General features: G+C 52.7%; 10 protein-coding genes. 3 read left to right on the top strand and 7 right to left on the bottom strand.

From position 1 onward, the window contains the following. Positions 1–9: 9 nt before the first annotated feature. From FT643_RS08715 to arfB, 4 genes are all read right to left on the bottom strand, one after another. Positions 10–858 (bottom strand): DHH family phosphoesterase, encoded by an 849-nt coding sequence (locus FT643_RS08715; RefSeq protein WP_156870988.1) that lies wholly within the window; start codon positions 856–858, stop codon positions 10–12. A 94-nt stretch (positions 859–952) separates the two neighbouring features. After that, entirely contained in the window at positions 953–1,441 is a 489-nt protein-coding gene (locus FT643_RS08710) for a LabA-like NYN domain-containing protein (RefSeq protein WP_156870987.1), read from the bottom strand. Continuing rightward, a complete protein-coding gene (gene blaOXA, locus FT643_RS08705) occupies positions 1,441–2,226 on the bottom strand; it encodes a class D beta-lactamase (RefSeq protein ID WP_198043420.1) in 786 nt (261 codons plus the stop codon). The genes FT643_RS08710 and blaOXA overlap by 1 nt, the downstream gene beginning before the upstream one ends. 24 nt (positions 2,227–2,250) lie before the next feature. Beyond that, positions 2,251–2,664: an alternative ribosome rescue aminoacyl-tRNA hydrolase ArfB gene (gene arfB / locus FT643_RS08700; RefSeq protein WP_317621977.1), complete on the bottom strand. Its 414-nt coding sequence runs from the start codon at positions 2,662–2,664 to the stop codon at positions 2,251–2,253. A 191-nt stretch (positions 2,665–2,855) separates the two neighbouring features. Here arfB and hrpB point away from each other — a divergent pair, with 191 nt between their 5' ends. Together hrpB and FT643_RS08690 are read left to right on the top strand one after the other, a co-directional pair. Continuing rightward, complete coding sequence (gene hrpB, locus FT643_RS08695) at positions 2,856–5,429, top strand: ATP-dependent helicase HrpB (RefSeq protein ID WP_156870986.1); 2,574 nt, start codon at positions 2,856–2,858, stop codon at positions 5,427–5,429. An 18-nt stretch (positions 5,430–5,447) separates the two neighbouring features. After that, positions 5,448–6,485, top strand: a complete 1,038-nt coding sequence (locus FT643_RS08690) for an oxygenase MpaB family protein (RefSeq protein WP_198043419.1) — start codon at positions 5,448–5,450, stop codon at positions 6,483–6,485. A 29-nt stretch (positions 6,486–6,514) separates the two neighbouring features. Here FT643_RS08690 and FT643_RS08685 read toward each other — a convergent pair whose 3' ends face one another. After that, positions 6,515–8,458: a sensor domain-containing diguanylate cyclase gene (locus FT643_RS08685; RefSeq protein ID WP_156870984.1), complete on the bottom strand. Its 1,944-nt coding sequence runs from the start codon at positions 8,456–8,458 to the stop codon at positions 6,515–6,517. A gap of 298 nt (positions 8,459–8,756) precedes the next feature. Between FT643_RS08685 and FT643_RS08680 the strand changes: the two genes are divergently transcribed. Further along, positions 8,757–10,574, top strand: a complete 1,818-nt coding sequence (locus tag FT643_RS08680; protein WP_156870983.1) for a M61 family metallopeptidase — start codon at positions 8,757–8,759, stop codon at positions 10,572–10,574. 7 nt (positions 10,575–10,581) lie between these two features. Here the strand turns inward: FT643_RS08680 and FT643_RS08675 are convergent, their stop codons facing one another. Further along, the gene (locus tag FT643_RS08675) at positions 10,582–11,409 is read right to left on the bottom strand and encodes a M23 family metallopeptidase (RefSeq protein ID WP_156870982.1); all 828 of its coding nucleotides are present in this window, start codon (positions 11,407–11,409) and stop codon (positions 10,582–10,584) included. After that, positions 11,406–12,644, bottom strand: a complete 1,239-nt coding sequence (locus FT643_RS08670) for a lytic murein transglycosylase (protein ID WP_156870981.1) — start codon at positions 12,642–12,644, stop codon at positions 11,406–11,408. The genes FT643_RS08675 and FT643_RS08670 overlap by 4 nt, the downstream gene beginning before the upstream one ends. Positions 12,645–12,870 lie beyond the last annotated feature (226 nt).

The following is a 12,870-nucleotide window of genomic DNA, read 5'->3' as shown; positions in this document are numbered from 1 at the left end:
CTGTCGGCCCTAATCGGGGTTCACCAGCAGATTATTCTCACTCAGCTGCGTGACAAACCCGGCGGCATTTTTGTGCCCGCCGCCGCCAAACAACTCGGCAATTTTGGCAACGTCGGCACCGTCTTTGGCCGAACGCAGCGACCAGCTTCTGCGGGTGCCTTTATCGCTGTAACCCGCTGCAAATGGCTGCCCTTCTGCTAGTTCTCCCACCAGTTCGCTGACAATCGCTCGCGGGCAATTCACAATCGGCACGCTGATTCCCGCTACTTCACCCATCATCGCTGCACGCTTATGCTGCTCCACCATCTGCGCACGAAAACGATTTATTGCCGCGCCCTCATGCACCAGCTTTTGCCATGCCTGCTGATCGTTGGCTACCTGGTGCCATCCTTCAAATGAAAACGGGTGCGACATTAAGCCGGTATTCACATCCATGCTATCGGGTACATTCCAGCGCCACAGATCCCGATCCTGGATACAGGCGATTAAGTTGGGCGCCGGTTCCTGATGGAAATATTGCCAACTGATCATCGCCCCCGAACGCTCCATATCCAAAACCAATTCCAAATTCTGAAACTGCTCATCCAAACCCACCAATGCGTCTTTCGCCGTGATGTGATGATCCAGCACGACCACTTTTTCAGCCTGACTGCAAACCTGCTCCATGGCCGGTCGCTTATATGCATAGTCCAGAATGTAAACCGTACGACCGCTTACATCCGGCGGTGCGTCGCCATGACTGGCAGGCAAATATTCTGCATCCACATTATGTTTTAATTTGAAATGCACATAGGCGGCATAGGCACTACCAAAACCATCCAGGCAACTGGCGTGAAAAATAACCAAGGGGGAACTCATGCGGGTAAACTTCTCTTCTTATTGCATTTCACGAAAATATAGCATGAGGGGCGCGGATCACGTAGTGCAATGTGGTGGAATTATGTTACCCGGTTCAGGCTCTGGAATGACCCAACAACAAATCGCCCTCCACTGGAATAAAGGTCGTCGCAGCATGAACCAAAGATAGGGCGGTTAACTTGGGGACGCCATAAACTTCAACCTGCGCATCCAGATCAGTCTGGATTTTGTTGATCAGTATTTCAAAATCGCCGTCACCGGATACCAGCACCACCACATCCGCCTCTTTGGCGCAATCCAATGCATCGATCGTAATGCCGACATCCCAATCGCCTTTTGCTGAACCGTCGGCACGCTGAATAAACGGTTTTAATTTCACCTCAAAACCGATGGCTCGCAGGATATTCTGGAACTGCCGCTGCTTTTCATCGCCACGATCAACCGCATAGGCAATGGCGCGAGTCACTTTGCGATTGGCGGTAACCCGGGCCCAGAATGCGTTGTAATTAAAATTGCAGCCGTAAGCCTGACGCGTAGTGTAATAGATATTTTGAACGTCCACCAGAATGGCTAGGGATTCCATTACAGTATCCCGAGAGCTTTTAAGGCGGCTTTACCGATTTCGATCCTGATGGGCGCATCGGATTCCTGTTGCATCTGCATATTCAGTGCAAATGCGTAATGCCGATCGTCTTTTTGCACCCAACCCACCCACCAGCCAACGCCTTCATTCGGGGCATTTTGCCAACCGGTCTTACCGTACAATTTGTGATGATCATCCTGTTCAATCAGCAGGATTTCACTGGTGGCCTGCTGAAATTCTGCGGCAACCGGCAATTGGTTTTTGGCCAACGCAGCCAAAAATTGCACCTGTTCTATCGCACTTATTTTCAGCGGGCCTTTCAACCAAAAGGTTTCTACGGCAGCACCGATATCCTGGTTACCGTAGCCCAGTTTAATCACGTTCTGCTGCATACGTTCCAATCCGGTCCTGCGTGCAAGCTCCTGATAAACCGGCACATTGGAAATGACAATCGCATCCCGTAGCGACATATCTTTTTCCCATGTTTTATAGGGCTGCGGTTTGCCGCCATAGGGCAGTACTTCATCGACGCTATTGACCGAACCCACGGTCAGTCCGATGAGTGTATTGGGAATTTTAAAAGTGGAAGCCGGAATAAAGCGTTGCGCAGCGCGGCGCTCATTATGGCCGGTGAGTTTGCCGGCAGTAACGTCGTAAACCACAAAGGTACCGTTCACACTGTGTTTCTGGAATAAAGCGGTAATGTCCAGGTTCGATGTCCATTCCATTGCATGCACCTGGAGCGTCGCCAGACAAACGATTATGCCTATAGCAATTCGTTTCATTTGTTTAACCATCCCCTTCATGTTCTATTCATCCACTCGGCCGCGTAATTGTTTCAGGCGGCCATGTTTGACCTTGCTATCAACCCGTTTGCGCTGGGAACTTTTGGTGGCTTTGGTCGGCCGCCTGGCTTTCTGCACCACCATTATACTTTTGATCAAATCCCGCAGGCGCTCCAGTGCATCGTTTCTGTTTTTTTCCTGGGTGCGGAATTGCTGTGCTTTAATCACCACAACACCCTCCTTACTGATGCGGCGATCATTCAGATCCAACAATCGCTGCCGGTACACTTCCGGCAACGAAGAGGCATTAATATCGAAGCGCAGATGAATGGCTGAGGATACCTTATTTACATTCTGCCCCCCTGCACCTTGTGAGCGGATGGCCAGCAATTCAATTTCGTCATCTTCGAGACTAAGATTGGAGGAGATTTCTAACACAACGACAACAAACCTGACTGATTTCTTCTGAGCATGAACCCCGCATCATGCCACAAACCACAAACTATTTCAGAATGCGGCTGCGGTGCAGGCCATTGAATTACCGTCGATCAGTCAGCGTTTGAATCTGATCATACAAAATGGGCGGGTATCAGGGATATCCCGGCACAACTATGGCAAAATATTGAGTTATGCAAACACCCAGCCCACTACCCATTGACCAGGTCATTGACCCGCTGCTGCAATCGGCACTTATGAACCAAACCCTGGTGGTTCAGGCTCCACCCGGCGCCGGGAAAACCACCCGGATACCCTTGGTGCTTCAGGATCAGCCCTGGATCGATGGCAAGATTATTCTGATCCAACCCCGCCGACTGGCAGTGTTGGGTGCGGCCAGCCGATTGGCGTTCAATCTGTCTGAGCCCATAGGCGAACGCGTGGGTTTGCGCACTCGGTTTGATAACCAGGTTGGAGCCAACTGCAAAATTGAAGTCATGACCGACGGTATTTTTTTGAATCAGATTCAAAACGATGCCGAACTCGCCGGGGTATCGATGGTCATCTTCGATGAATTTCACGAGCGCTCGGTCAATATGGATCTGGGTCTGGCGTTTGCGTTGGAAACCCAAGCGGCGTTTCGAGATCGCAACCACCCCCTGCGTTTACTGGTGATGTCTGCCACCCTAAATGGCGACCATTTATCACAATGGTTAGAAGCGCCGTTGATTCAATCCCGGGGCCGAAGTTACGAAGTAACAACCCATTACCGTCCCTTGCCTGGCAATTTGTTTATCGAGCAACACATTACCAATCTGATCATGACCTCGTTGCAACACGACGAAGGCAGTCTGCTGGTGTTTTTGCCGGGGATGAAACAGATACGGATCGTGCAACAACAACTGGAAGCGCGGCTGACTGCAGACAACATCGATATTTGCCCGCTCCATGCCAGCTTGTCCGCACAGCAGCAGCAGCGGGCGATCCAGCCGGATGCCCCAGGTCGTCGCAAAATCGTGCTCGCCACCAACGTTGCCGAAACCAGCGTCACCATCGACGGTATCCGCGTGGTGATTGACAGTGGACTGGTGCGGGCCGCCCATTACGATGAACGCCGGGGTATGGACAATTTAATGACGGTGCCCATCTCCGCCGCTTCCGCTGAACAACGTCGTGGACGGGCAGGAAGAACCCAACCCGGTGTTTGCTACCGGGTGTGGAGCGAAACCGAACACCAAAGTAAAAAGCCCTATACCGATGCCGAAATCGCGGTGAGCGATCTGGCGCCGGTCGCGTTGCAACTGGCGGCCTGGGGTAACAGTGACGCCAAGGATCTCAAGCTGTTAGACCCGCCGGATGCGCAACAGCTACAACGGGCCCAGGAATTTTTAGCGCAACTGGGGATACTGAACAATAACAGCACCGGTGCGAATAAAACCCTGACCAACCTGGGTACGCAGGTAGCCCGGCTGGGATTACCACCCCGTATTGGTTGCCTGGTCTGGCAGCACCGCCACAGCGAGTTAAAAAATGCCACCGTGAACTGCGCCGCTATTTTATCTGAGGGCGACCCGTTACGCCTGGAGCGGGATCAACAGCAAGCGGATATTCTGCTACGACTGGATGCATTAGCAGCAGATTCCCGCGCGGCTCATGCAACCCGCCAGGGATCGAATAAGGGTACATTCCGACGGCTGCATGCCTTACAACGCCAGCTCTTAAACCGGCTACGTCACTCACCAGGGGACAAGGACAGCGCCACCATTAAATCCTCGGAGCTCGCCGCCGCTCTGGCGCACTCTTTTCCGGACCGGATCGCACAACAACGTCAACCGAACTCTTCCCGCTATTTAATGAGCAATGGTAAAGGCGTGCAGCTGACGCCCCAGGACCCGCTACGCCAGCACCCCTATCTGGTGGTGATGGACTGCGACGGCCCCAGCCGGGAACCCACCATTCGTCTAGCCTGCGCCATTAGCCTGAACACGTTGACCCAGGCGCTTAACGATCAGATCGAAACGGAACCCGTCGTCTACTGGGATTATGAAAAAAAAGCGGTAGTGGCTGAAACTCAAACCCGCTTGGGGGCATTAGCTTTAAAACAAACGCCGCTGAGTCAGCCGTGGCCGGAGGCAGCGCAGCAGATAATGCTTAACGTTATTCTGGAAAACGATTTGAATGATCTGCCCTGGAGCGATGACGCGCTCCGTCTGTTGTCGCGTCTGCGCTGGCTTCAACAACACAACCCGGCTGCAACCGGGGGATGGCACGATTTTTCCGCGCAAGGTTTAAAAGACAGCGCGGAAAGCTGGTTGCGGCCTTTTTTAACCAGCGTCTACCGCATAGCCGAGCTGAAATCATTCCCGTTGCTGTCCGCCCTCAACTGCCTTTTGAATCACGAGCAAAAGAAATTGCTCGATCTACAGGCCCCGGAATTCTGGACCCTACCCACAGGCAATTCGAAAAAAGTGGATTACCCGGCTGGCAAAGCACCGGTAATACGAGCCAGAATGACCGAGTTTTACGGGCTCAGTCAGCACCCCACCCTGGCCGACGGTACTGCGATTACCCTGGAGCTGTTGTCGCCTGCACAGCGCCCCCTGCAAATCACCCAGGACATCGTGGGATTCTGGCAAGGCAGTTATCAGGCGGTTGCCAAGGAAATGCGAGGCCGTTACCCAAAGCACTTTTGGCCGGAAGATCCCTTGACCGCCGCCCCCACCGCCAGAACCAAAAAAGGCATGACCCGCAACGATGAAAATACCTGATCAATGACCGATACTGCCATGAGAAGATTATCCGCTACCGGCGATGCCCTGGCCGATGCGGTTGCGATGCGAATCGATCGCCGACGACCTTCTCGCATGATGGATGAAGTTCACTACCTTGCAAAAACCGAAATCGGCGTTTATCAGGAGCTGATTGACCATCTGTGGAGCATTCCGGATTGGGTGGACTGGCAATTAATCGATCGCGCCCAGAAGCTGCAAAACGTGTTCAATCATGCCCGAACCCTGGCCATATTGACCGGCAGTTTGATCGAAGGCTATTGCCAGAACCGCGCTTCCGTCGCCCTGGTGACCAGTGGCCACCTGAATCAGGAGGTGGTGCGTCGGGTATACGAAACCAATCAGCTTATTCACAGCACAACCCAGGCTGGTTGCTTACAACCGGGAGCCAGCGGGCACCGGGCGTTAGCGGAAATACGTTTGTCTAACGCGCTAATGCGCAAAAGCCTGGTGACACGGGATTGGTATGGACGCCATAAAAGTCCACCTTTAAGCCAGCTCGATATGGCCTATGACATACTGGAATTCAGTCATATAGCCAAGATTGGCATGCAACGACTGGGGATTGAATTCGACGCCCATGATCAACAGGCGATACATCATTTCTGGCGCTACTGCGGTCATTTATATGGACTGGATGAGGACCTGCTTACCAACACCCTGGAACAAGAATCGCAACTGCATCAGACCCTAAGCCAACGACAAGAGACCGTCGACAAGGCACACCAGCTTTTGGCGAAAAATACCCTGCAATGCATTGCCAGTCACGGACTTGTGAAACTGCCGGCCGACCTGATCCTGGCGTGCAGCCGCCTTTGCCTGAGCCCGGCACGGGCCGATGAACTGGGTCTGCCCCAGAATAGAGGATGGCGCCGAACCACTCATTTTTATAGGACGGCCAATCGCAGTGCCACTTTTTTGCATTATAGGATTCCGGGAATGAGCCTGGTCAATAGCCGCCTGAACCGGTACGTTTCGCAAAATATCGTGTTGCCCAGACCGCCTTTGGAGCACAAGCCTCCGTTTAAAAAATAGTTTGAACCGACCCGGTTGCCTGGCGTTGTTCACGACACATTGGTTTTCGCTACAACAGAACGATTCCGGCCACTGTTTTTGGCTTGATAGAGCGCGTCATCCGCCGCCCCGATCAATTGCCCCGGTGTCATTACGCGTCCCATTGCGACCCCCGCCACACCCAGACTGGCGCTCATGGGAATACGGCTTCCACCGTAGATTAAATGTATCTTAATGATTTCACTACGGATGCGTTCTGCCACCCGATAGGCATCGTCTTCCGTGGTGTCGGCCAGGATGACAACAAATTCTTCACCGCCGTATCGGGCAATCAGATCCGTGCCCCGGGTCACCAGTTTTTTCAATGTCGCTGCCACCAAACGCAGGCAATCATCGCCGGCCAGGTGCCCGTAATTATCGTTAATTTGTTTAAAGTGATCGAGATCGACCATCACCAAAGCCAATGGCTTCTGTGTGCGTTGAGAGCGCTGCAGCTCACGCTCGAGCACCTCGTCAAAATAGCGCCGGTTGCTTAATGTGGTTAACGGATCCGTCACACTGAGCTTTTCAAGTTCGCTATTGGCGGCTTCCAGTTCGGACATCGCTTTTTCCAGCTCATCGGTGCGTTCTGATACGCGGCATTCCAGTTCTTTATTGGTTTGCTTTTGCAGCTCCAAAAGTTGTTGCTGAGCCTGTACCCGATCTTCACGTTCATCACTGATTTCAGTTTGCAACTGCAGCGCGACCTGCTGAGCTTCTTCACGCTGTTTACGCTCTCGGTTAATACGTTCAGCCAACGCGAATGACAACAACAACATTTCCAAAACAAAACCGATAATCTGCCCGTATTGAGTGAACGCGTTATAGGGCATACTGCCGTTCAGCATCATTACCGTCCCCATGGTAAAGACAATCAAGGCAGTCCAGGCGATGGTAAAGTAGCGCGCCGAAACATTGCCTTTTTTCCACAGATACATACTGGTAATGAGCGCGGCAAAGCAGGTGAACAACGACATGGATTCAGCCAGCCCATAGACTTCGGTCACCCCCAAAAGGACTAGCAAACCGGAGCCGGCCCAAAACGCGACGGTTATGCTATTCAACCATTTGCACCAGCCTCCATACTGCTCCAGGCCCAAAAAGTAGCGGGCAAACAGGCTGCCACACAAAAAGCTCATATTTATGCTGAGAACGAACACGTTGAGCCGAGCCCATTCCGACCAGCCCCATAGATAACGGTTACCGATGCCGGTCGCGGAGATTTCGTAAATTAGAATCGACAACGCATATAACGAATAGAAGTAATAACTGCGGTCACGGGTGAACACATAAAGCGAGGCGTTATACAACATCATTGCCAGCAACGCACCAAATGCCAGGCAATACCACATCAATTGATTACCGTGATCCGCAATAAACAGATCGCGATCCCAGATAAACAACGGCAAGAACAAATACGAATTACCATGAACGCGAATCAGAACATCAGACGATTCCCCTGCCGCCAGTGGCAGCGGAAAAAGGTAACTGGTGTTATTCATATAATGTTCAAAACCATTGACCGAAAGCCCCACTTTGAGATGAATAACTTCGCCACTTGCCCGGCGTTGATAAAAATCAATATCGCGAAGGTGCGGCCAGCGCAGCTCCAGGAGACGGTCCACGTCTGTGTTGAGTTCGTTTTTTATATGAAAACGAAACCAGGCAGCATGTTTTTGCGGGCCGATGTTAATGGTCGCTTTTTCGGGAGCGGCCCATTCCCCAGCCGCAAGATCGAACACCTGCTGTGCCGACAACGGTGCTAATTCAAGGTGATACCGGGCGTGTACGGGCTGCAGCTCCAGCAAGCCCGGGCTGCCGACGTGGATAGTAGCAGGCAGGGATTGCTCCGCGCTGGCATCGGCGGCCGCTGCAGTTAGCGGCCACAAGACGTGTATCAGGCATAGCAGCAATGTAAGGGGCTTTAACAACAACGTCACTGGAATGGGGGACACCGATTGATCAATATTGAGCCAAGTATAGATGCAGTTGCGATGTTTGGAGCCGCCAAGCTATCCCCCTTAACAATAAATTACAGCTAACAACATACGGGCAACAAGAGGACAAAAACGGCTGCCTACGTGGTTTAGCAGCACGCCGGCATCACGCCTTTGTTGCAGCGCCAAGCCAATGCCGCCATTGCCCGAACTGCCTGGCCACCGGACTCGTAAAAGGTTTTGCCTTGCACGCGGCGTTTTTGTTAACGTCATGACAGATAATCACTGAATTTACCCGACCGAGCTCTTAAACTTCATGCAAAACAATGAGATAAGCCCGATACACTACAGCATCACCCCGTCCGACCCCTACGCCCATGTATTTGATTTGCGTATTCATATACCCGCGCCACTGGCCAGTGGCCAGTTGCTGCGGCTGCCAGCCTGGATACCGGGCAGCTATATGATCCGGGATTTCGCCAGGAATATCATTGCTGTTCAGGCCCGCAGTGGCGATCAGAACGTCGCACTCGGCAAAATCGATAAGGATACGTGGGCGCTAGGCGCCTGCACCGGCGCGGTCGACATTGAGTATCAGGTTTACGCCTGGGACATGTCGGTAAGAGCCGCCCACCTGGATCAGACTCATGCCTATTTCAACGGCACCAGCGTGTTTCTACAAGTCGTCGGTCAATCGGACACACCCTGCCGACTGGACATTAATAATGCCAATATTGAAGAGGCGCGGCACTGGCGTGTGGCCACCTCGTTAACCAGCGCAGGCGCAGATGCCTATCAATTCGGCACCTACCAGGCTGAAAATTATGACGAGCTGATTGATCACCCGGTCGAGATCGGGGATTTTGATTGTGTGACATTTGAAGCCCGCGGTGTGCCCCATGACTTTGTCGTCACCGGAAAACACAGCGCAGACCTGCCACGCATTGCCCAAGACCTGACAACAATCTGTGAACACCAGATTCGACAATTCGGTGAACCGGCTCCGTTCGAACGTTATGTGTTTATGACCTGGGCCGTAGGCAATGGCTACGGGGGATTGGAACATCGGGCTTCCACCAGTTTGATCTGTAACCGGGATGACCTTGCCGGCCGCAACGAATCCGGCAAAGTCAGCGAAGGCTATAAGACCTTTCTGGGATTGTGTAGCCATGAATACTTTCATAGCTGGAACGTGAAGCGCATCCGACCGGATATTCCTTATGATCTGAGCAAAGAAAACCACACCCCGTTGCTATGGGCTTTTGAAGGGATTACGTCTTACTACGATGATTTGATATTAATGCGCACCGGCTTGATTTCCCGCCAGGAATACCTGGAACTGGTGGCTAAAACGATCACCCGCCTGCTACGCAATCCGGGCCGCTTCAAACAAACCACCGCACAATCCAGTTTTGATGCCTGGACCAAATTTTACAAACAGGATGAAAACGCCGCTAACGCCATCGTCAGTTACTACACCAAAGGGGCGGTCATTGCCTTGGCTCTGGATCTGAACCTGCGCCACGAAAGCAACAATAAACTTAACCTGGATCAGGTGATGTCACTGTTGTGGCAGCGCCACGGGCAAACCGGCGTGGCGGTTGCAGAATTCGATATTCAGAATCTGTGTCTTGAGTTGTGCAGGAATAACGACGTCCCGCAACCGGCGCAACAACGCTTACAGCAGTTCTTTGAGGACGCAGTTTACGGCACCACTGACATGGATTTTAGCGCCCTCTTTGCGCCGTTCGGAATCGCCTTTAAACTTCGCCAAGCCGGCTCCATGAGTGATGCTGGCGGCAACGACAAAAGTGTCGACGATAATCGGGTTGACCTCGGCGTTCTGGTGACAGCGGATGCCGCTGGCAGTAAGGTGACCCGTGCGCTGGACAACAGCAGCGCCCAGTGCGCCGGCATTTCTGCCGGAGACGTGTTAATCGCGGTGGACGGACTGCGTGTAGAAAACGGCAACCTGGAGAAATTATTGAGCCGCTTTCAGCCTGGAGATCAGCTCACCCTGCACGGCTTCCGCCGGGATGAACTGATGACGTTTGAAGTCACCCTGAAAGCCCCGCTCGCCGATACCGTGTACCTGGCCATCGAAGACGAAAGCAAACTGGCGCGGTGGTTGTAACCGGCGTCTATTGCTGTGGCACCACCAGCTGAGGGTCCAGTTTTGTCTGATACCAGTTCAGGCGCCAACATAGGTGCGGGCCGGTGGCCCGCCCCGTCGCCCCCACCAATCCGATCGTCTGGCCCTGTTTTACGGAGTCACCGCCCTTCACCAGCATTTTGCTCATATGCAGGTAGCTGGTGCTGATGCCGCGGCCGTGATCAATCACCATGGTCGCCCCGGAAAAAAACATATCCGGGTGCGCCAATGTCACCACGCCGTCAGCCGGGGCCTGGATTTCAGTGCCTTCCGCAGCGGCGATATCGACACCGAAATGGGGGCGACGGGGTTCGCCGTTAAAAACCCGCTGACTGCCATAAACACCGGTAACCGGACCTTTTACCGGCCAGATAAATCCTTGAAGATACCCGCGAAGATCGCTATCGGTGTAGCGGGCCCGGCTTACTTGACTGCCCTCTTCGCGGATGCGCGGCAATGAACTGGTGTCCGGGTTGACTGTGCGCGCCGGCACGCCTTCTATACGTTGAATATCGTATTCCCGGGCTTTCAATTGCAGGTTGATCGGCGTGACTTTGCCATCGGAAGTGACGATTTTCAGGGATTGTTCCAGCTTATCGTCTCGTCCGAACCCCAACACGAACTCGCCTTCGGCAGAGAGGGCTAACGAGCGCTCGCCAAACTTCACGGTACTGCCCGGTGGCGCACTCCCGATCAACATACCTCCTGGCTCGAACTGCCCTTTAATCACGATATCGCCAAAGGTACGGGTCTCTGCGCTGACGTTGAGCGGCATCCACAGCAATGCGAAAAAGCCAATGACAAGACGCTGCATCATGAGGTTATTCCTGCTTTCAACCGGGCAATCACATCTTCACTGGGGAAACCGTCCGCCACCATATTTTTACTCTTCTGGAAATCCCGCAACGCGCGCTTGGTACGGCTCCCGAAAATACCATCGGGCTCACCCGTGTCATACCCCAGACTGTTGAGTGCTTCCTGAATCCAGCGCACATCATCCCGATTCATCCGTTCGGTTTGCGGTGGTGGCACTTTTAACGCGCCTGCGCCATTGATCCGGTCTGCCAATCGACCCACAGCAATGGCATAAAATTCAGAGCGGTTCCAATCCATAATCACATGAAAGTTATCGTAAACCATAAAGCTGGGGCCGTTGTGCCCCGCTGGAATAATAACGGAAGATTTCAAATCCAGTTCCGGCAACGCATTTCCTGTCACATCGGTGATGCCCATTCGCGACCATTCTTTTAACGGTTTGGTCACATCCCGGCCTGCCAGAGCGTAATCGAATTTTTCCGGCAAGCGTATTTCACGCCCCCAGCGTACTTCTTTTTCCCAACCAAGATGTTGCAGGAAATTGGCTGCAGAGGTAAACGCGTCCGGCAAACTGTTCCACAAATCCGCCTTGCCATCGCCATCACCATCGACGGCAAAGCGGCGGTAGGCGCTGGGCATAAATTGCATATTGCCCATCGCTCCGGCCCAGGAACCCAACATGGTGTCGTGATCCGCAACACCGGTTTCCACCAAGCGTAATGCTTCCATTAATTCTTTGGTAAAAAATTCACTTCGACGCGGATCGCAGGCCAGGGTGGCCAGCGAATCCAATACATTCATCTTGCCCAAATAGGTACCGAAATTCGTTTCAAGCCCCCAGAATGACACAATATATTGCGGCGGAACGCCATACTGATGAGTCAGTTTCAGCAGTAGGTCATAATGCTTTTTCAGTAGCTCCCGCCCCTGGGAGATGCGCTGATCATTAACCCGTAACGTAAGATAGTTATAAAACGTTTCACTGAATTCCGGCTGCCTGCGGTCCAGTTCAATCACCCGTGCTACATACTGCACCGCGCCCAATTGCTTTTCGACCACATCGTCGGCAATCTTTTCTGCTCGGGCCCGTTGCTGCAAACGGGGGACGCAACGCTTGAATTCCGCCTCTACATCCGCAGCCACCGGAGCAGGCGCTTCTTCAGCATACAGCGGCGTCACTGAAAAGCTCAGCAGAGCCAAAGCCGTTGCTATATTCATTTTTTTTATCAATGTCATATAAAGAGTCCGGGGCTGTGGTTGAAGTAGGTGAATTAAGTTATAGAAAATTAAATGCGCTATTAATACCAAAAAAAGCCTCATCGGATGCTAACAAAAAGCCTGAGGCATAGCAGCAGATGACGTCGATTAAAACCGGTTAGCACCTACTATTGTTCAGACTTTCGCCAATGGCGTTTGTTCACTGCCAATCCGATTTTCATTAAATTTGAGGTATAAGCTGAAT

The sequence above is a fragment of the Ketobacter sp. MCCC 1A13808 genome (genome assembly GCF_009746715.1).
GTDB lineage: Bacteria > Pseudomonadota > Gammaproteobacteria > Pseudomonadales > Ketobacteraceae > Ketobacter.
This window is presented reverse-complemented; position numbering and strand designations above follow the sequence as displayed.

Excerpts from the sequence above, each read along its gene's own strand:
- hrpB (WP_156870986.1), top strand. The coding sequence starts at position 2,856 with ATGCAAACACCCAGCCCACTACCCATTGACCAGGTCATTGACCCGCTG.
- FT643_RS08680 (WP_156870983.1), top strand. The coding sequence starts at position 8,757 with ATGCAAAACAATGAGATAAGCCCGATACACTACAGCATCACCCCGTCC.
- FT643_RS08675 (WP_156870982.1), bottom strand. The coding sequence starts at position 11,409 with ATGATGCAGCGTCTTGTCATTGGCTTTTTCGCATTGCTGTGGATGCCG.
- FT643_RS08670 (WP_156870981.1), bottom strand. The coding sequence starts at position 12,644 with ATGACATTGATAAAAAAAATGAATATAGCAACGGCTTTGGCTCTGCTG.
- blaOXA (WP_198043420.1), bottom strand. The coding sequence starts at position 2,226 with ATGAAACGAATTGCTATAGGCATAATCGTTTGTCTGGCGACGCTCCAG.
- FT643_RS08690 (WP_198043419.1), top strand. The coding sequence starts at position 5,448 with ATGAGAAGATTATCCGCTACCGGCGATGCCCTGGCCGATGCGGTTGCG.
- FT643_RS08715 (WP_156870988.1), bottom strand. The coding sequence starts at position 858 with ATGAGTTCCCCCTTGGTTATTTTTCACGCCAGTTGCCTGGATGGTTTT.
- FT643_RS08710 (WP_156870987.1), bottom strand. The coding sequence starts at position 1,441 with ATGGAATCCCTAGCCATTCTGGTGGACGTTCAAAATATCTATTACACT.